Source organism: Streptomyces sp. NBC_01283, from assembly GCF_041435335.1.
Classification (GTDB): Bacteria; Actinomycetota; Actinomycetes; order Streptomycetales; family Streptomycetaceae; genus Streptomyces.
Genome location: NZ_CP108430.1, coordinates 3,913,016 through 3,931,233 on the forward strand (window position 1 = coordinate 3,913,016; position 18,218 = coordinate 3,931,233).

Sequence of the window (18,218 nt, forward strand, 5' to 3'; positions counted from 1 at the left end):
GGCGTTACAGCTTCTCCACCGGCGCGTACCGCAGCAGGAGCCGCTTCGGCTTGGGCTCTCCGAAGTCCACCGTCGCCTCGGCGTTGGCGCCCGTACCCTTCACTCCGACCACGGTCCCGAGGCCGAACTGGTCGTGCGTGACCCGGTCCCCGATCGCCAGCGCGACCACCGGCTTCTCCGAGGCACGGCGCGTGGCGAAGCCCTGCGCGCCCCCGGTGCGTGAGCGCGACGACGACAAGGAGGAGGCGATTCCGGCCGCGGGCCCGGAGGACGCGGGTGCGCCGACGGAACCCTTCCGCTTCCAGTCCAGGTGTACCTCCGGGATCTCCTCCAGGAAGCGCGACGGCGGGTTGTACGAGGGCTGTCCCCAGGCGCTGCGCATGGAGGACCGCGTCAGATAGAGCCGCTCACGCGCGCGCGTGATGCCCACGTACGCGAGGCGGCGCTCCTCCTCCAGTTCCTTGACCTGGCCGAGGGAGCGCATGTGCGGGAAGACGCCGTCCTCCATGCCGGTCAGGAAGACGACAGGGAACTCGAGGCCCTTGGCGGTGTGCAGCGTCATCAGCGTGATGACTCCGGAGCCGTCGTCCTCCTCGTCCGGGATCTGGTCCGAGTCGGCGACGAGCGCGACCCGCTCCAGGAACTGGGACAGCGTGCCCGAAACGCCTGCGGCAGCAGCCGCGTCCGCTCCGTCCGCGGCGTCGGTCTCAGCGTCGGTGTCGGTGTCGGTGTCGGTCTCGGCGTCGGTCCCGCCCTCCGCTGCACCGCTGTCGTGCTCGAACTCCAGCGCCACGGCTGCGAGTTCCTGGAGGTTCTCGATGCGCGTCTCGTCCTGCGGGTCGGTCGAGGCCTGCAGCTCGGCGAGGTACCCGGTCCGTTCGAGCACGGCCTCCAGGACGACGGCGGGGCCGGCGCCGGACTCGACGATGGTGCGCAGCTCCTCCATCAGCACGTTGAAACGCTTGACGGCGTTCGCCGAGCGGGCCGCCATTCCGTACGCCTCGTCGACGCGCTTCAGCGCCTGCGGGAAGGAGATCTTCTCGCGCTGCGAGAGCGCGTCGATCATCGCCTCCGCGCGGTCGCCGATGCCCCTCTTGGGTACGTTCAGAATGCGGCGGAGCGGGACGGAGTCCTCCGGGTTGGCGAGCACCCGCAGATACGCAAGGACGTCGCGGACCTCCTTGCGCTCGTAGAAGCGGACGCCGCCGACGACCTTGTAGGGCAGGCCGACGCGGATGAAGATCTCTTCGAAGACACGGGACTGCGCGTTCGTCCGGTAGAAGATCGCGACGTCGCCCGCCTTCGCGTCGCCCGCGTCGGTGAGCCGGTCGATCTCGTCGGCGACGAACTGTGCCTCGTCGTGCTCGGTGTCGGCGACGTAGCCGGTGATGCCCGCGCCCGCGCCCGCGTTGGTCCACAGATTCTTGGGGCGACGGCTTTCGTTGCGCTCGATGACGGCGTTGGCCGCGGTCAGGATCGTCTGCGTGGAGCGGTAGTTCTGCTCCAGGAGGATCGTCGTCGCGTTCGGGTAGTCCTCCTCGAACTGGAGGATGTTGCGGATCGTGGCGCCACGGAAGGCGTAGATCGACTGGTCCGCGTCACCCACGACACACAGCTCGGCGGGGTCGTCCCCCTCGCCTCCGGAGGGGCCCACCAGCTCGCGCACCAGGGCGTACTGGGCGTGGTTGGTGTCCTGGTACTCGTCGACCATCACGTGGCGGAAGCGGCGGCGGTAGTGCTCGGCGACGTCGGGGAACGCGCGGAACATGTTGACCGTCGTCATGATCAGGTCGTCGAAGTCGAGGGCGTTCGCCTCGCGCAGACGCGACTGGTACATCGCGTACGCCTGGGCGAGCGTCTTCTCGAAGCCGTCGGCGGCCTGGCCGGCGAAGGTCTCCTCGTCGATCAGCTCGTTCTTCAGGTTCGAGATCTTGGCGCTGAAGGACTTCGGCGGGAACTTCTTCGGGTCGATGTCCAGATCGCGGCAGACCAGCGCCATCAGGCGCTTGGAGTCGGCGGCGTCGTAGATCGAGAAGGAGGAGGTGAAGCCGATCGTCTTCGACTCGCGGCGCAGTATGCGCACGCACGCGCTGTGGAACGTCGACACCCACATCGCGTTGGCCCGCGGCCCGACGAGGTTCTCGACGCGCTCCTTCATCTCGCCGGCGGCCTTGTTCGTGAACGTGATCGCCAGGATCTGTCCCGGGTGCACGTGCCGCTCGGCCAGGAGATACGCGATGCGGTGCGTCAGGACGCGGGTCTTGCCGGAACCGGCGCCCGCGACGATGAGCAGCGGGGAGTCCGCGTGCACGACGGCCGCGCGCTGGTTCTCGTTCAGCCCGTCGAGCAGGGCCGCCGGGTCGATCACGGGGCGCGGGGCGCCGCCGCGGTAGTGCGCGTCCCGAGGTGTGGGCGCGTCGAACTTCCCGTCGAACAGATCATCCGGAACGGATTCCGGACCACTGTCCTCGGGCGGCGGCGGGGGCTCTTCCTCCGAAGCCCGCGAGGGCTTGAGGTCCGCCAGGAAGCTGTCATCAAAGAGGCTGCTCATCGCCTCCCGAGTCTAGGCGGCCCCACTGACAACCCGCCCCGGGTTCCGGCCACCCCGTCCTTCCGCGCCCGCCTACGCCCAGCCCGCGGACCGTCACGTTCCGCTACGTCGCGGCATGCCCGCGTCAAGCGCTTCGCAAAGTAACGAAAACGTATCGGGCATATCGAACATCAACCTTCACACGGGCCACACGAATTGGCTAGGTTGCTGCCCGGGCTGCTCGTACTCCCACCGGCGAACCCCGCCGGGAACGAGTGGCCTCCGCCGAGTTCGATCTCCTCGGAGCCGGGGACCCACGTAGAACTTGGGGTGAATCGGTCCCGTACGCAGTACGGGACCGTAGGGCAACCTTCCGGAACCACCCGCCCGAACCCGACAGCTAACCCGGTAGGCGGTCTACGGAAGGAGTCGCCTCCCTTGGCGTCGCACCGCAAGCCGCGGACCCGCATTGCCGGCCTACGCGCCACCCCCGCCCTCGGTATCACGACGGCAGCCCTGACGTCCGTGGCCCTCCTCTCACAGAGCGCGCAAGCGGCACCGTCCGCGCCCCAGAAGCCCAGCCTCGAAGAGGTCCAGAAGAAGGTCGACGACCTCTACCACCAGGCGGGCGTGGCCACCCAGAAGTACAACTCGGCCAAGGAGCGCACCGACAAGCAGCGCAAGAAGGTCGACGCTCTCCTCGACGACGTGGCAGAGCGCGCCGACAAGCTGAACGAGGCCCGCCGGCAGCTGGGCACGTTCGCCGCGGCCCAGTACCGCACCGGCGGCGTCTCCGAGACCGCCACGATGATGCTCGCCGACGACCCGCAGGGGTTCTTCGACCAGAACCACCTGTCGGACCGGCTGACCGCGCGCCAGAAGAGGGCGGTCGACGACTACCAGACGCAGCAGGCGTCGGCGACGAAGCAGCGCACGAAGGCCACCAAGAGCCTGGAGACGCTGAGCAACTCGCGGGACGACCTCAGGACGAGCAAGCAGACTGTCCAGAAGAAGCTGGGCCAGGCGCGCACGATGCTCTCGGAGCTGACGGCCGAGGAGAAGGCGCGGCTCGCGGCGATCGAGAAGAAGAAGGAAGACGAGGCCAAGCGCAAGGCCGCCGAGCTGGCGCGCAAGCAGGAGGCCGAGGCGGAGGCCAAGCGCAAGGCGGCGGAAGAAGCCGCCGCCAAGGAGCGCGAGTCGGACAAGGAGACCCCGGACGCGGGCTCCGGATCCGGCACCGGCTCCGGCTCCGGCTCCGGCACGGACAGCGGTTACGCGACGAAGGCCGCGAAGGTGATCAACTTCGCCGAGGCCCAGATCGGCAAGCCGTACGTATGGGGCGCCACCGGCCCGGACTCCTACGACTGCTCCGGGCTCACCCAGGACGCGTGGAAGGCCGCGGGGATCTCCCTGCCGCGTACGACGTGGGACCAGGTGAAGGTCGGCACGACCGTCAAGACCGCCGACGCCAAGCCGGGTGACCTGGTCTTCTTCTACGACGACATCAGCCACGTAGGGATCTACATCGGCGACGGCAAGATGATCCACGCCCCGAAGCCGGGTGCGAACGTCCGCGTCGAGTCGATCTACTACATGCCGATCCACAGCGTGGTCCGCCCCGCGTAACCGTCACACCGCATGAGAAGCGGCCCTCCACGCGCGCGTGGAGGGCCGCTTCTCATGGTGGAGGGCCGCTTCTTATGAAGGTGACCGGGTGAGGGTGGAGATCAGGTCCACAGCACCGCGATGAAGATGTTCGCGACGGTCAGCAGCCCGACGGCGCCGAACATCCCCTTGTCCACCTTCTCCTCGTCCCGCTTCACATAGACCAGCGCGAGGATCACGATCAGGACGGCCATCTTGATGCCGATCTTGACGTTGTTGACGGGGTTGTCGTCCGCCTGGTTGAGACCCACCAGGACCACGCCCGTGACGAGCATCGTGAGCGCGCCGTGCAGCATCGCGGGGCTGAAGCGTGCCGTGCCCTGGCCCATCTGCTTCATCTGGGTGAGGAAGCCGCCCAAGAGGGAGGCGATGCCGATGATGTGCAGGCCGACGAAGAGATGGGTGAGAACGTCCATGTCCCGGAGCCTAGCCGGGGCCATATCACCGCTCCGTGGCCAGGTGGGCCACAAGCTCCGCATCAGTCACAGGCGTACGCGAAGGTCGTGCGACTCAGCGGATCGCATGGTCGCACATAGTCACCTGTCCGCACACTTCCGTCAGTTGCGCACAATCCGTCACCAACCCGTGACGGTCAGGTTTAGCGTCCTTCGTCAGGTGACCGGCTCCCCACCGCCGCCCGGTCCAGGGGCGGCAGTCGGACACCACCGCCGAGAATCCGGCGGCGGTCCGCTCCCCCTGTGCGGGCCGCCGCCGGAACCTTAAGGAGCCCCCTACGTTGGCAGCGCACCGCAAGCCGAAACAGCGCTCGCTCAGTGGCCATACGGCCCGTACCGCCGCCACCATCGCCCTCGCCGGGGCCGCCACAGCCACCGCCTTCGACGGAACGGGACACGCGGATCCGCGGCTCAGCCCGGCCGAGGTGAAGTCCAAGGTCGACGCGCTCTACCGCGAGGCCGAGGTCGCCACCGAGAAGTACAACGGCGCCAAGGAGAAGGCCGAGAACGCCGAGAAGTCTCTGGGAGAGCTGCGCGACGAGGCGGCCCGCAAGACGGAGAAGCTCAACTCCGCGCGTGCGGGGCTCGGTTCGATGGCGGCGGCGCAGTACCGCAGCGGCGGCATCGCCCCGTCCGTCCAGGTCGCGCTCTCCTCCGACCCCGACCAGTACCTTGAGCGCGCCGCGCTCGCCGACCGGGCGAACAGCCGCCAGGCCGCGACCGTCACCGGCGTACAGAAGCAGCTCCAGGAGATCGACCAGCTGCGTGACGAGGCCGACGACACCCTCGCGCACCTCAAGTCCCGCCAGGCGGAGCTGAAGAAGCACAAGAAGACGGTCAACGGAAAGCTCGACGCGGCCAAGCGGCTCCTGTCACAGCTCACCGGCGACCAGCGCGCGGAGCTCGCGGGCAAGGACAGGGCATCCCGTACCGCGGGCCGCGACGGCGTCCCGGGCGTCCCGGCCAAGGCTGCCAACTCCCGTGCCTCAGCGGCGGTCTCGTACGCCTACAAGGCGCTCGGCAGCCCGTACGTATGGGGCGCCACCGGGCCCAACGCCTTCGACTGCTCGGGGCTCACCCAGGCCGCCTACCGGTCGGCAGGGGTCGACCTGCCGCGCACGACGTACGCGCAGATCGCCGCGGGCGAACGCGTCCCGCGCTCCCAACTCCAGCCCGGCGACCTGGTCTTCTTCTACCAGGGCATCAGCCACGTCGGCATCTACGTGGGCAACGGCCAGATGATCCACGCCCCGAACCCGAGCGCACCGGTCCGCATCGCACCGATCAGCCAGATGCCGTTCGCGGGGGCTACGCGGGTGGCGTGAGAAGGCCTCACGGGGGTGACGCGGGTGGCGCGAGGGGTCGGCGAGCCCGCAGGTACTGTCAGGGGCATGCCCCGCCGTACGCTGCCGCCCCCTCCGCCTCCTGTCTATCTGCGCACCTGGCCGGACCGGAACGCGCTGCTGTACGACCGCGGCATGGCCCTCGAGGACCTGCGCAGACGAAGCCTGGGCGTGCACCGCATCCTGCTGCTCTGGCTGTTCGCACTCGGCTGCGTCATCGGCTGGGCGCTCCTGACGGTGCCGCTTGAGATGTTCGAGGACCACGATCCGCTGGCCTTCGTGATGGGCCCGGTCTGCGCGGTCCTGGGCCTCGGGGCCCTCGCTCCCTCGGTGGTCGGCGTCGTCATCGCCATGCGCGACGACCGGAAGATCCGTGAACTCACCGACAGCTGGCTCGCGCTGGACAGCCACCCGGCGTCGGACTCCGCTCTGCGCTCCCCTGGACTCAGCCTCTGCTGGCTCCTCTCGTCCCTCGCTGTGTGCGCGCTCGGCCTGTGGGCGTCCTTCGCGGCCGCCGCCTACGCCGAGCCCGGCCGTGACTCGTACAGCGACGTCGCGCTCGGCATGGGCACGGGCCTCATCCTGTGGCTGACGGGCCTCATCGGCATCGTCAAGGCGGTGGGCCACTACCGCTGGGCGATACGGAGGCTGGGCCCCGCCCCGGCACCTGACGGCACGCACCGCTGACCCGGGGCAGGGCGCACCGCAGCCCCCGGGCCGGTCCGTCAGACCAGTCGCCGCGCCGTCGCCCACCGCGTCAGCTCATGCCGGTTGGACAGCTGGAGCTTCCTCAGCACGGCCGACACATGCGACTCGACCGTCTTCACGGAGATGAACAGCTGCTTGGCGATCTCCTTGTACGCGTACCCCCGCGCGATGAGCCGCAGCACCTCCCGCTCGCGCTGCGTGAGGCGGTCCAGGTCCTCGTCGACCGGGGGCGCGTCGGTTGACGCGAAAGCGTCGAGGACGAACCCGGCCAGGCGCGGCGAGAACACCGCGTCGCCGTCCTGCACACGGAAGATGGAGTCCACCAGGTCGGTGCCGGTGATCGTCTTGGTCACGTAGCCGCGGGCACCACCTCGGATGACGCCGATGACGTCCTCGGCGGCGTCCGAGACGGAGAGCGCGAGGAACCGCACCGGACGCTCGGCATCAGACATCAACGGCGCGCAGCGGCGCAGCACTTCGACACCGCCGCCGCCCGGAAGGTGCACGTCGAGGAGCACGACCTCGGGGCGCGTCGTGGTGATGACCGTGACCGCCTGGTCGACGTCCGCGGCCTCTCCGACGACCTCGACCCCGGTGATCGCGGTCCTGCCGATCTCCGCCTGGACGCCCGTGCGGAACATCCGGTGGTCGTCGACGAGGACGACGCGCGCACGGCGGCCCTCCGGGTCACCGACTGCGGCGGCACCGGCCGCATCGGCGGGCTGAGCCGATTCGGGCGCCCCTGCCGACGTGTTCGGTTCGGCCGCGGACGACTCGGCCGCACCGTCCGATCCACCCCTGGGCCCCATGGACTCACTCGCGTCGCTCATGTCGTCGCCGTCCTCTCCATCTCCAGCTCGACTTCCGTGCCGCCCCCCGGCACCGCGCGCAGCCGCGCCGTGCCGCCGTTGCGCTGCATACGGCCGATGATCGATTCTCGTACGCCCATGCGGTCGTCCGGCACGGAATCCAGATCGAAGCCGGGGCCACGGTCCCGGACGGACACGAACACCGTCTCCCCCTCGACTTCGGCGAAGACCTGCACCGCACCGCCGTCGCCACCGTACTTGGCGGCGTTCACCATTGCTTCCCGCGCGGCCTGCATCTGCGCCGTGAGCCGGTCGTCCAGCGGGCAGTCGCCGACTATGACGACCTCGATGGGGACACCGTGCTTGTCCTCCACCTCCGCGGCATCGCGCCGGACGGCTTCGGCGAGGGTGTCGGGCTCGTCCGCCTCGTCCTTGCCCGTGCCCTCCGGTTTGTAGAGCCATTGCCGCAGGTCCCGCTCCTGGGCGCGGGCCAGGCGGCGCACCTCGCCGGCGTTCTCGGCGTTGCGCTGGATCAGGGTCAGGGTGTGGAGGACCGAGTCGTGCACATGGGCGGCGACCTCGGCCCGCTCCTGGGCGCGGATACGCATCAGCCGCTCCTCCGAGAGGTCCTGCATCATGCGCACGAGATAGGGGCCGGCCAGCAGCGCGACGCCGACGAGCACGGCGAGCGCGGCCTGCAGCACGGAGCTGAGGTGCGAGGTGGAACCCTGCAGCACGACGATGCCGGAGACACCGGCGCCGACGAGCAGCACTCCGGCCCCCGCGCGGGCGATGGTGAGGGTGCGCCTGCGGCGGCCGACGGCCATCCAGCGGGCCCGGCGGGCATTGTCGGCCTGCCGCCAGACCAGGGCGACACCCGCGGCGACGAGCAGGGTCGGCCAGAGATAGGCCTTGGTCGAGCTGCCCAGGTCCACGTTGCCGACGAAGACCATGGCGACGACGACCATCGCGAGCAGCGCGACGAGCTGGCCCTTGTCCGGCTTGCGGGCCACGAGTCTGCGGCGCCCGTCGGGCGACATCTCGGCGGTGACCGCGGAGGGCGGGCGCTGGGCGTCGACCCCGCCGACGCCCAGCGGCACGAAGAACCAGAACGCCGCGTACAGCAGCGCGCCGAGCCCGTCCGCCATGAACAGGCCGGCGAAGATCAGCCGCACCCAGATCACGGGCAGCCCGAGATGACCGGCGAGGCCGCGTGCGACACCGCCGAGCCAACGGCCGTCACCGCTGCGATAGAGCTTTCGCAGCGGCCGCTCGTCTTCGATGGATACTGCTGCGGCTTCCGGCATGTCTCCGATATTCACACGCGTACGCGGGCGCGGGCATCAGGGTCGACCCCCGAGACGTCCCTGATCTCCGACCCGGACGGCGGGGCGAGGACGCTGGGCCAGGGCCGTGTCAGGGACGATCTCAGGGTTCGGCCAGGGTTGTCCCGACTGCCGCGGCGGCCTCCGGCCCGTCACCATGGACACATGACAGACGAGCAGCCCGCCGGGACGGGCCCGCAGGCCGCGCCGCGCGATCCACATTCCGCCACGGCGCAGGAGCCGGGCGGGCCGATGGTCGTGCGGACCTTCCGCCGCGACCGTCGGCACAAGAAGCTGGGCGGCGTGTGCGCGGGGCTCGGTCAGCACTGCGACATGGATCCGGTGATCTTCCGGATCGGGCTCGCGCTCCTCTCTGTCACCAGTGGCCTCGGCCTTGTCTTCTATGGCTTCGCGTGGCTCTTCGTTCCGTTCGAGGACGAGGAGGAGAACGAGGCGCGCAGGCTCCTCTCCGGCCGAGTGGACGGCCAGGCGCTGACGGCCGTGCTTTTCGCGCTCGTCGGCTGCGGTGTCTTCCTCTCCCTGCTGAACAACGGCGGTGCGCTGGCCTTCGCGGCCGTCCTCGCGCTGCTCCTCGCGGGCGCCGGGTACTGGTCGCAGCAGCGCGGCACGACCGACCCCGACCCGGTGGCTGCACAGGCCGTGGCGGACGCCCCGCCCGAGGCGAAGGCGCCGCCGGTGGCCGGCGCCCCTTCGTGGTGGCGGGACCCGATCGTCAAGGACGGCACGCACGACGGGATCTCGGGCTATTTCTGGGGGCCCGAGGGAGTAGCCGTCGAGTATCAGCCCGATCCGCCGCACGGGCGGCCCCGGCCGCGTGCCCCCGAGGCGGCTCCCCGGCCCAAGCCGCAGGGTCCGCGGTGGATCGGCGGTTCCGTCTTCCTGGGAGCGGTGCTCGCCGGCGCTCTGGGCATCGTCCTCACGTGGGAGGAGCAGTCGCTCGGCACCAGCCTGCAGACCGGCCTCGCGCTCGCGCTCGGTGTGTTCGGCATCGGCATCGCCCTCAGTGCCTTCCTCGGGCGCACGGGTGTGGGATCGATCGTGTTCGCGGTGATCACGGCAGCGCTGCTCGCCGGTGCGGCCGCACTGCCCAAGGACATCAGCACCAGCTGGTCGGAGACGCAGTGGAAGCCGACAGCGGTGGAGCAGGTCCAGCCCAGGTATGAGATGGGGACGGGCGTCGGCACACTCGATCTGACCCGTGCCGACCCCGGCAAGGGGCAGACCCTGAGCACCGGTGCCGAGGTGGGAGCGGGGCAGCTGAAGGTGATCGTTCCGAACGAAAGCACGGTGAAGCTGCACATCGAAGTGGGCGTCGGCGACATCCAGTTGCCGGACGACCACAAGGGAGACGTGGACATCGCTCCGGGCAAGGAGGAGTCGGTGACGCTGGACCCGGTCGCGGGCAGCAAGGACGGCGGCATGCTCGAACTGCACGTCGAAGTGGGCATCGGACAGGTGGAGGTGGCCCGTGCTACGTCATGAGTTCCATCCCGGCAAGCTGGTCCTGGGCCTGTTCCTGCTGATAGCGGCCATCGCCTACGCGGGCGACGCGGGCGGCATCTGGGACACGCCATGGTTCGTGGCCTTCCCGCTCCTGCTGGCGGGTCTGCTGCTCGGGGGCGCGGCGGCAGCGGTGTCCCACGGCATACGCGGCCGGCCCGCCGCCCGCGCGGCGGGCCGCTCGGCCGATGACTCCACGGACGCCTAGCCACCGCCCCAGCAGGGCTCACCGGGCCCGGTCGGCAGTCAGAGGTAAGGGGCCAGAGGTCAGAGAGCTGCGGCCAGCAGTCGGCAGTCGGCAGTCGGCGGTCAGCCGAGTCCGGACGTGTGCCTGCGCCGGGTCGCGATCATGGCGTCGACCGAGAGGATGGACGCCCCCGCGAGGATCAGCGGGAGCCAGGCCATCAGGTAGGCCAGGTCGTTGCCGTAGTAGTAGGGCTCGGTGGACCAGCTCACGGTCAGCCAGAGGCTGAGCGAGATCAGCGCGCCGCCGAGCGCGGCGATGCGGGCGAACAGGCCGACGAGGGTGCCGATGCCGACGGCCAGCTCACCGAGGGCAATGGCATAGCCAAAGCCGACGGGGCTTTTGAGGGAGAGGTCGACGAGGGCCGGGATGGCGGAGATGTCTCGGACGCCTTCCATCATCTCGCCGATGGAACCAGCCCCGCTGGCCGACATGAAGGCGCTGTCGGTGAGCTTGTCCAGGCCCGCGTAGATGAAGGTGACGCCGAGGAAGATCCGGAGCGGGAGCAGGGCGTAGCGGGAAGCGCTCTCCCGCCAGCCGCTGCTTCTGACGTAGCTGGTGTGGCTGTCGGTACGCATGCCGTGAGCCATCGCTCTCGCCGCCTCTCCCGTTGACCCGCGTCGCCCGGTTACCCGTCATCTGACGATACGTACGAAGAGGGGGCCCTGCTCAGTGGCTTGCACCGAATTCGCGAGGCCCGACCCGAAGCCGGGCCGGGGCACTCAGTCCGTCGGCCGGTCCATGGCCTGGTTCGTCTTCCGGTTCATTGCTCGGTTCATCGCTCAGTCCGTGACGTCGATCGTGCAGCGGTTCGTCTCCACGCCCGCGGCCGTGATCACCTGGACGTCGACGCGCCCCGGCTCCACGTCGACCGGGACGGGGACGGTCAGGGCAGCGTCGGACGGGTTGGTGAACCCGCCCGGCACGGGAACGAGCGGCACATGGACGTGCACGGTTCCGATGCGAACGACCATCCGGGCGAGACGGTCGGCGGTCTGCGCGCCGGGGGGCACGAATCCGGCGCCGCGGATCTCGATGTCGTCACCCGTGCGGATGGGGGCGTCGAGATCACCCGCCTCTCGGGCGCGCACCACGGAGAGGATCACCGGTCGGCCGCCCTCGGCGTACTTGCCGGCGAGGTACGTCGCCGCCGACACCAGGACGAGGAGGGCAAGACCCCACGGCAGGTCGGGCAGCTGCTCGGGACGCCGCGCGAGGCGTACGGCGGCGAAGACCATGGCGACGGCGCTGACCAGGACGTACTGCGCGTCCGCGAAGCTGCCGCGGCCCGCGTCGTCGGTGAGCAGGTCGGCGGCCCGAGGCCGGTCGGCGGGCACCTTCTGCAGCCGCTGTCCGAGGACGCGCAGGCCGACCACGCGGCGTACGAGCACGGCGACCGCGCAGGCCACCGCGAGGACCGTCACGGCGCCGGCGGCGCGGGCGAGGTCGAGCCCGGCGATCAGTTCGTCCCGCTCGCGGTGTCCCGAGACCCCGGCGAGCTGGCCGACGAGGACGAGCACGGCGAAGACGACGAGGAGGACCCAACAAGCGGCCACCGCGCGGGAGGTGGAGAGGCGGTTGTCCTCCCCGATCAGCGGCGCGAAGATGCCGCCGCGCGCCCGGTGCACGTATCCGGCGCCGGTCAACAGGCCGCCGACGATCACGGCCGCGAGCAGCCCTGCGGTCCGGGCGAGGGTCCACCCGGTGCCGATCGCGGTGAGCGCCTGGACCAGGAGAAGGACGCCCACGGCCACCCAGACCACGGCGGCCGTGCGGCGCCAGAGCCGGCCGAGCCAGGCCTCGCCGTCGGCCCGGCCGCGTTCGGCGACGGCGCGAGCGGACTGGGTCAGCTCGTCCGACACCCACTGCCGGGAAGCGCCCGCCGAGTGGGCGACCGCGGCGGGCAGCCCCTGTCCGGCCGCCAGCTCGTCGCGCTTGGCGAGGAATGCGGCCACGGCACGTCTATGCCCCTCGCGCGCACCGTGCGGGCAGCCACCACAAGTGCAGCCGCCCCCATGTGCGCCGTCGCGCGCCTCCTGCACCGCCACCGCGTACGCCGCCTTCCCCGCCCTCGTTCGAGCACCGAAACGTGAACTTCCTTGCGATGAAAGGGGATTGTGCCGTACTGGAAGACGATCAGGTCCCCCGGGTCAGGTCAGCGGGGGTGGTTTACCCGTACGCATGTTGACGGCGGGGGCTGACGGCTCGGAGTCGGGCTCACGCAAGGAGATCCGGTTCGCTGCGGCTGATGTCCTGCCACATGGACTGGTAGTTGATCCACGCGACGAGATCGCTGCCGAGTTGCTCGCGCGTCGCCACCGCCTGCTTGTGGCCGATGAGGATCGGGCGGCCCGCGGCCCGCGCGCTCAGCTGGACCTGGCAGGAGCGCTCCATCGTGAGAAACCACCAGGCGGCGGCGTCGACGGAGTCGCCGACGGTGAGCAGCCCGTGGTTGCGGAGGATGACGGCCTTGTGGTCGCCGAGCGCGGTGGCGATCCGCCGGCCCTCGTCCGAGTCCACGACGACACCCGTGTAGCCGTCGTACAGCGCATGGCTCTCGTAGAAGGCGCAGGACTCCTGGGTGATCGGGTCGAGGAGTTCGCCGAGTGTGGACAGGGCGCGGCCGTGCAGCGAGTGGCAGTGCGCGACGGCGACGACGTCGGGCCGCGCCAGGTGCGCCTGCGCGTGGACGGTGAAGGCGGCCTGGTTCACGTGATGGCGGCCCTCGACGACCTGCCCCTCCGCGTTGGCGAGGACCAGATCGCCCACGGTGACGTGCTTGAAGGGCATCCCGAAGGGGTTCACCCAGAAACAGTCCTCGTGCTCCGGGTCCCGCGCGGTGATGTGCCCGGACACCCCGTCCTCGTATCCGAGCCGCCCGAAGATCCGCAGCGCCCCGGCGAGCCGTTCTTTGCGGTACCGCCGTTCGTCCGCCAAAGAGTCGTGCACCGGCGGCATCGCGAACTGCAACCGTTCGACGGGTATCGGTGTGGGCGCCTGCATGTGTCCTCCATCCCTGGCTGTACGGAGCGGAAGTTACCGCCGGTCAGCGCAGGAAGACAGGGGCTGCCTGTGAAGAGAGTGCGCAATCGGGGCGCGAAGCCGGGCCCGGACCGGAGCGCCATACAGGACAGGAGGTGTCGGGTATCGGCGGGACACTCGCCGTATGACGACGAACTGGGCAGTCTTCAGCGCAGCGGAACCCGCCTTCGCTCGGACCGCGGAGGAGCGGTTCGGCCTGTTCACGCACCACGTCCTCGCCACACTCCGCAAGGACGGGTCACCCCGCACGACCGGGCTCGAAGTCCGTTTCCTGCACGGGGAGTTCTGGCTCGGCATGATGCCGAACTCGATGAAAGCGCTCGACCTGCGCCGCGATCCGCGCTTCTCGGTCCAGGCGAACCCCGGACCGGGCACGGAGATGGCCGGCGGCGACATCCGGATCTCCGGGCGGGCGATCGAGGTGGAGGATCCCGAGGTCATCGCGCGGTACGTGGGCGAGGTGGACCCGCCGGACCCGGCCGCGTTCCACCTCTTCCGCACGGAGCTGACGGAGGTGGTCCGGACGTACATCGAGGACGAGAAGTATCTGGCGGTGCAGCTGTGGAAGCCGGGCGCGCCGGCGCGGACGACCAGGCGGACCTGACGTAGGCGAACGGCGCCGCCCACCTCGGTGGACGGCGCCGTCTCAGGGCTGCGGGATGGCTCCCGCCGGGAGGACTACTCCCACTCGATGGTGCCCGGCGGCTTGCTCGTCACGTCGAGGACGACGCGGTTGACGTCGGCGACCTCGTTCGTGATGCGCGTCGAGATCTTCGCCAGGACCTCGTACGGAAGACGCGACCAGTCGGCGGTCATGGCGTCCTCGGACGAGACGGGCCGCAGCACGATCGGGTGGCCGTAGGTCCGGCCGTCGCCCTGCACGCCCACGCTGCGCACGTCCGCGAGCAGCACCACGGGGCACTGCCAGATCTCACGGTCGAGACCGGCCGCGGTCAGCTCCTCACGGGCGATCGCATCGGCCTCACGGAGCAGGTCGAGACGCTCCTTGGTGACGTCGCCGACGATGCGGATGCCGAGGCCGGGGCCCGGGAAGGGCTGGCGCTGGACGATCTCGTCCGGCAGGCCGAGCTCCTGTCCGACCATCCGCACCTCGTCCTTGAAGAGCTGGCGCAGCGGCTCGATCAGCTGGAACTCGAGGTCCTCGGGGAGGCCGCCCACGTTGTGGTGGGACTTGATGTTCGCGGTGCCGGAGCCGCCGCCGGACTCGACGACGTCCGGGTAGAGGGTGCCCTGGACCAGGAACTCGACGGGCTGGTCGCCGGGCGCCTCGGCGACGATCTCCGCCTGGGCCTGCTCGAAGACGCGGATGAACTCGCGACCGATGATCTTCCGCTTCTGCTCGGGGTCGGAGACCCCGGCCAGGGCGCTCAGGAAGCGCTCCTGCGCGTCGACGACCTTGAGCTGCACGCCCGTGGCCGCGACGAAGTCCTTCTCGACCTGCTCGGTCTCACCCTTGCGCATCAGACCGTGGTCGACGTACACGCAGGTCAGCTGCGAACCGATCGCCTTCTGCACGAGGGCGGCGGCCACGGCGGAGTCGACGCCGCCGGACAGGCCGCAGATCGCGCGCTTGTTGCCGACCTGCTCGCGGATCGCGGCGATCTGCTCCTCGACGATGTTGCCGGTGGTCCAGTCGGGCTTCAGGCCCGCGCCCCGGTAGAGGAAGTGCTCGAGCACCTGCTGGCCGTGCGTGGAGTGCATGACCTCGGGGTGGTACTGCACGCCGTACAGCTTCTTCTCGTCGTCCTCGAAGGCCGCGACCGGCACGACGTCCGTGGACGCGGTGACGGTGAAGCCCTCGGGCGCCGCGCTGCACGCGTCGCCGTGCGACATCCACACGGACTGCTCGTCCGGGGTGCCCTCGAAGAGCGTCGATCCGGACTTGGAGACGTGCAGGGGCGTGCGTCCGTACTCACGGGCGCCCGTGTTGTCGACGGTGCCGCCGAGGGTCGTCGCCATCAGCTGGAAGCCGTAGCACATGCCGAAGACGGGGACGCCGGCCTCGAAGAGCGCGCGGTCCAGGCGCGGTGCCTCGTCCGCGTACACCGACGAGGGGCCGCCGGAGAGGATGATCGCGGCGGGGTTCTTCGCGAGCATCTCGGAGACCGGCATGGTGCTCGGCACGATCTCGCTGTAGACCCGGGCCTCGCGGACGCGGCGGGCGATGAGCTGGGCGTACTGCGCTCCGAAGTCGACGACCAGAACGGTGTCGGGGGCGGCGGCAGCGGGGGACGCTGATGGCACGGCGGCGGCCTTCCGGCGTTGAGCGTGAGCTTGAGCGTGAGCTGGGGCTCGTGCGTGAGCAGGGGGTCTGTATTTGTCGATTCTAACGGGCTCGCGGCCACCGCCTTCGTCGCATCCGACGGAGGCCCGCTCCCCGCGCCTCCCCGCACGGCGGGGTCATGCCCCGCGCACCCGGCGACGCGGGACGTCTCAGCATCCGAGCAGCCACGGAACCCGTGTTGACCAGGGAAGCGCGTGTGGGGGCATACTGGCCTCGTGACCAAGCACCTCAGCTTCCTCTTTACCTATGGCAACCGGCCCGCCGGCTGCCATGGTCGAGCTGCTTGATCCACTGACAAGCGACTTCCCAGGCGCCCCGGGCCGACAAGGCCCGGGGCGTTCTGTCATTTCCGGGCCTTGCCGCTCCGGGGCACTCCACCGAGATCCCGCGATCTACGGGATCACCGAGATCCATCCGACGAGGAGCCCCAGATGACCATCGCCACGACCGACAAGACCGGCGCCCGCACCCCCGAGGCCGCCGACGTGATCGAGGGCGCACGTGACCGCATCGACGCACTCGACGACCGCATCATCGGTCTCGTACAGGAACGGATGGCCGTGTCGGCCGTCATCCAGGAGGCCCGGATCAGTTCGGGCGGGCGCCGCGTCAATCTCTCGCGCGAGATGGAGGTCCTCGCGCACTACAGGGACGCGCTCGGCAAGCCCGGCACGTCGCTCGCGATGACGCTCCTCGAACTGTGCAGGGGCCGGGTCTGAGCGCCTCCCGACGCGCCCCGGGCCGCACCGGACCTGAGTTCGGGTCCGCTCTCACCCGTACGGCGCGTGACCGGGCCCGGAGGGACTTCGTTGGTCCCGATGTCCGTGCCAGCCAGGGGCGGGCACGGAAAAACCACGCGTGGCTCCGCTGGAGCGATGAGGCGCACACCTGGTGTGCGCCGTGGGACCTCGCTCCAGAGACGTGACCGGACGGCAGGGGACAGCAGCCCGGTCACCCAGGGAACGGTCGGCTTCGGGGACGCCCGGAGCCGACCGGCCTCCGTCCCTCCGACGTCACCCCAAACGTCACCCCGATGTCCCCCGAGTGCCTGTCCCAACCGTCCCCCCGTCCCCAGGCGCCTCAGCCTTCAGCCTCTCCCGTACCCGCATACAGACCCAGCTGTCCCAGTTCGTCCGGATCATGTCGAACCGGTTGCGCGGGTCACGGCGCATCCAGCACGATGCCTAGCAGGACAGGCCGCACGTACGGCACTGCACAACTTCATTGCCATTGGTCGAGACCACTCGTGCGCCCCTCGTGCGCCGGGTAGGCCACACCAGCGCCCTCAGACCCGCGGCGCACTCCCCCGGCGCCGCTCCGTGGCACCGACGCTGCCCTGACGTCGGTGCTGACGGCCAAGGGCCCCGCGGATCCGTCCCGCGGGGCTCTTCGCTTCGCCGCCGTCCAGAGATCCCTCTCCGCAGAGGAGGCCTCTACTTCACCCTCGCCAGCTTCGCGAGCTGCGCGTCGACGATCGCGTCGGCCACCTTCGGGTCGCCCGTCGCCCCGTCACGGAACTTCTCGGGCATCCCGGCGGCCTCACTCTCCTCGTCGGCCTTGACCGACTCCGGGTCGAAGACGTTCGAGGCGCGGAAAGCGATCAGCGTCGAGCCGCTGCGTACGACCGTGACGCGGTCCCGGTCCAGGAACTCACCGGCACGGCTCGCGAGCTTGTACGAGACGGCCTCGTCGCCACCGACCGGCCCGGGCTGCGGCCTGACGCCGAAGTACCGGTGGCCGCCATCCCTGAACATGGCGCACTTCTTCGACTTCGTCGCCGTGCGCAGGGTGTCCATGGCCTTCTCGGCGTCGGCCCGGCCGTACGCGAGCAGCACGACCTCGGTCGTCGTGGTGTCCGCGGTGTCAGTGCTGCTCAGCGAGCGGCTGACGTGAGCCTTCGACTTCGGCGGGGCGGCGGCCGTGAGCATCTCGGACAGCGGGCGGCACTCGGCCGGGTTCACACGCCCGGCGGGAGGCGTCGCCTTGCCCTCCGGCGCCGCGGACCCCTTCGTAGCCTCGACCTTGTACTTCTTCACGTCACCCGAGGCGAGAGCCGCCTTCTCCAGCTTCGCCGTGGCAGAAGACGCGTCCGCCGGGGCCGACTGCGACGGCTTCCCGCCCGCGGCGCCATCGCCCTCACCCTTGCCGCCACCGTCGCTGCCGCTTTCGCTGCACGCCGCCATCAGGCCGAGCACCGCCACGGTCGAAACGGCCACCACGCCCCGCGACACAGCTGACTTCATGTTCCCGTTCCCCCACTTTCGTGCGCAA

General features: G+C 70.2%; 16 protein-coding genes and 1 riboswitch. Of the genes, 7 read left to right on the forward strand and 9 right to left on the reverse strand.

The genetic code is table 11. The annotated features are described in order from the left end of the window. Positions 1 to 4 precede the first annotated feature (4 nt). A complete protein-coding gene (pcrA, locus tag OG302_RS17675; protein WP_371527691.1) occupies positions 5 to 2,551 on the reverse strand; it encodes a DNA helicase PcrA in 2,547 nt (848 codons plus the stop codon). 252 nt (positions 2,552 to 2,803) lie between these two features. Continuing rightward, positions 2,804 to 2,961: riboswitch (cyclic di-AMP (ydaO/yuaA leader) on the forward strand. 7 nt (positions 2,962 to 2,968) lie between these two features. Between pcrA and OG302_RS17680 the strand changes: the two genes are divergently transcribed. Then, on the forward strand, positions 2,969 to 4,156 hold the full coding sequence (locus tag OG302_RS17680) for an NlpC/P60 family protein (protein WP_371527692.1): 1,188 nt from the start codon (positions 2,969 to 2,971) through the stop codon (positions 4,154 to 4,156). A 101-nt stretch (positions 4,157 to 4,257) separates the two neighbouring features. Here the strand turns inward: OG302_RS17680 and OG302_RS17685 are convergent, their stop codons facing one another. Continuing rightward, positions 4,258 to 4,611, reverse strand: a complete 354-nt coding sequence (locus tag OG302_RS17685; RefSeq protein ID WP_361837377.1) for a hypothetical protein — start codon at positions 4,609 to 4,611, stop codon at positions 4,258 to 4,260. Between the two features lie 320 nt (positions 4,612 to 4,931). Between OG302_RS17685 and OG302_RS17690 the strand changes: the two genes are divergently transcribed. Both OG302_RS17690 and OG302_RS17695 read left to right on the forward strand, forming a co-directional pair. After that, positions 4,932 to 5,975, forward strand: a complete 1,044-nt coding sequence (locus OG302_RS17690) for an NlpC/P60 family protein (protein ID WP_371527693.1) — start codon at positions 4,932 to 4,934, stop codon at positions 5,973 to 5,975. 66 nt (positions 5,976 to 6,041) lie between these two features. Then, positions 6,042 to 6,680 (forward strand): hypothetical protein, encoded by a 639-nt coding sequence (locus tag OG302_RS17695; RefSeq protein ID WP_371527694.1) that lies wholly within the window; start codon positions 6,042 to 6,044, stop codon positions 6,678 to 6,680. 38 nt (positions 6,681 to 6,718) lie between these two features. Here the strand turns inward: OG302_RS17695 and OG302_RS17700 are convergent, their stop codons facing one another. Together OG302_RS17700 and OG302_RS17705 are read right to left on the reverse strand one after the other, a co-directional pair. Beyond that, positions 6,719 to 7,531 (reverse strand): LuxR C-terminal-related transcriptional regulator, encoded by an 813-nt coding sequence (locus OG302_RS17700; protein WP_371527695.1) that lies wholly within the window; start codon positions 7,529 to 7,531, stop codon positions 6,719 to 6,721. Then, a complete protein-coding gene (locus tag OG302_RS17705) occupies positions 7,528 to 8,817 on the reverse strand; it encodes a PspC domain-containing protein (RefSeq protein ID WP_371527696.1) in 1,290 nt (429 codons plus the stop codon). Before OG302_RS17705 ends, OG302_RS17700 begins: the two co-directional genes overlap by 4 nt. A 183-nt stretch (positions 8,818 to 9,000) precedes the next feature. On the opposite strand from OG302_RS17705, the gene OG302_RS17710 reads away from it, so the two are divergent. Beyond that, a complete protein-coding gene (locus OG302_RS17710) occupies positions 9,001 to 10,338 on the forward strand; it encodes a PspC domain-containing protein (RefSeq protein ID WP_371527697.1) in 1,338 nt (445 codons plus the stop codon). Next, positions 10,325 to 10,564: a hypothetical protein gene (locus OG302_RS17715; protein ID WP_371527698.1), complete on the forward strand. Its 240-nt coding sequence runs from the start codon at positions 10,325 to 10,327 to the stop codon at positions 10,562 to 10,564. The genes OG302_RS17710 and OG302_RS17715 overlap by 14 nt, the downstream gene beginning before the upstream one ends. Positions 10,565 to 10,665: 101 nt before the next feature. On the opposite strand, the gene OG302_RS17720 is transcribed toward OG302_RS17715, so the two are convergent. From OG302_RS17720 to OG302_RS17730, 3 genes are all read right to left on the reverse strand, one after another. Beyond that, entirely contained in the window at positions 10,666 to 11,190 is a 525-nt protein-coding gene (locus OG302_RS17720) for a DoxX family protein (RefSeq protein ID WP_371527699.1), read from the reverse strand. A 192-nt stretch (positions 11,191 to 11,382) separates the two neighbouring features. After that, entirely contained in the window at positions 11,383 to 12,648 is a 1,266-nt protein-coding gene (locus tag OG302_RS17725; RefSeq protein WP_371527700.1) for a hypothetical protein, read from the reverse strand. A 169-nt stretch (positions 12,649 to 12,817) separates the two neighbouring features. After that, positions 12,818 to 13,603, reverse strand: coding sequence for a class II aldolase/adducin family protein (locus OG302_RS17730; RefSeq protein ID WP_371527701.1), 786 nt, complete (start codon positions 13,601 to 13,603; stop codon positions 12,818 to 12,820). Between the two features lie 163 nt (positions 13,604 to 13,766). On the opposite strand from OG302_RS17730, the gene OG302_RS17735 reads away from it, so the two are divergent. Then, positions 13,767 to 14,246, forward strand: a complete 480-nt coding sequence (locus tag OG302_RS17735) for a pyridoxamine 5'-phosphate oxidase family protein (RefSeq protein ID WP_371527702.1) — start codon at positions 13,767 to 13,769, stop codon at positions 14,244 to 14,246. Positions 14,247 to 14,320: 74 nt separating this feature from the next. Here OG302_RS17735 and guaA read toward each other — a convergent pair whose 3' ends face one another. Further along, positions 14,321 to 15,907 carry a glutamine-hydrolyzing GMP synthase gene (gene guaA / locus OG302_RS17740; RefSeq protein WP_371527703.1) on the reverse strand — a complete coding sequence of 529 codons (1,587 nt, stop codon included), beginning with the start codon at positions 15,905 to 15,907 and terminating at the stop codon, positions 14,321 to 14,323. 471 nt (positions 15,908 to 16,378) lie between these two features. On the opposite strand from guaA, the gene OG302_RS17745 reads away from it, so the two are divergent. Next, the gene (locus tag OG302_RS17745) at positions 16,379 to 16,666 is read left to right on the forward strand and encodes a chorismate mutase (RefSeq protein WP_371527704.1); all 288 of its coding nucleotides are present in this window, start codon (positions 16,379 to 16,381) and stop codon (positions 16,664 to 16,666) included. A 714-nt stretch (positions 16,667 to 17,380) separates the two neighbouring features. On the opposite strand, the gene OG302_RS17750 is transcribed toward OG302_RS17745, so the two are convergent. Beyond that, the gene (locus OG302_RS17750; protein ID WP_371527705.1) at positions 17,381 to 18,190 is read right to left on the reverse strand and encodes a hypothetical protein; all 810 of its coding nucleotides are present in this window, start codon (positions 18,188 to 18,190) and stop codon (positions 17,381 to 17,383) included. Positions 18,191 to 18,218: the final 28 nt, after the last annotated feature.

Bases quoted from the DNA above. Each gene is read 5' to 3' on its own strand.
- OG302_RS17750 (WP_371527705.1), bottom strand. From the start codon at position 18,190: ATGAAGTCAGCTGTGTCGCGGGGCGTGGTGGCCGTTTCGACCGTGGCG.
- OG302_RS17730 (WP_371527701.1), bottom strand. From the start codon at position 13,603: ATGCAGGCGCCCACACCGATACCCGTCGAACGGTTGCAGTTCGCGATG.
- OG302_RS17700 (WP_371527695.1), bottom strand. From the start codon at position 7,531: ATGAGCGACGCGAGTGAGTCCATGGGGCCCAGGGGTGGATCGGACGGT.
- OG302_RS17695 (WP_371527694.1), top strand. From the start codon at position 6,042: ATGCCCCGCCGTACGCTGCCGCCCCCTCCGCCTCCTGTCTATCTGCGC.
- OG302_RS17745 (WP_371527704.1), top strand. From the start codon at position 16,379: ATGACCATCGCCACGACCGACAAGACCGGCGCCCGCACCCCCGAGGCC.
- OG302_RS17710 (WP_371527697.1), top strand. From the start codon at position 9,001: ATGACAGACGAGCAGCCCGCCGGGACGGGCCCGCAGGCCGCGCCGCGC.
- OG302_RS17735 (WP_371527702.1), top strand. From the start codon at position 13,767: ATGACGACGAACTGGGCAGTCTTCAGCGCAGCGGAACCCGCCTTCGCT.
- OG302_RS17685 (WP_361837377.1), bottom strand. From the start codon at position 4,611: ATGGACGTTCTCACCCATCTCTTCGTCGGCCTGCACATCATCGGCATC.
- OG302_RS17720 (WP_371527699.1), bottom strand. From the start codon at position 11,190: ATGGCTCACGGCATGCGTACCGACAGCCACACCAGCTACGTCAGAAGC.
- pcrA (WP_371527691.1), bottom strand. From the start codon at position 2,551: ATGAGCAGCCTCTTTGATGACAGCTTCCTGGCGGACCTCAAGCCCTCG.
- OG302_RS17705 (WP_371527696.1), bottom strand. From the start codon at position 8,817: ATGCCGGAAGCCGCAGCAGTATCCATCGAAGACGAGCGGCCGCTGCGA.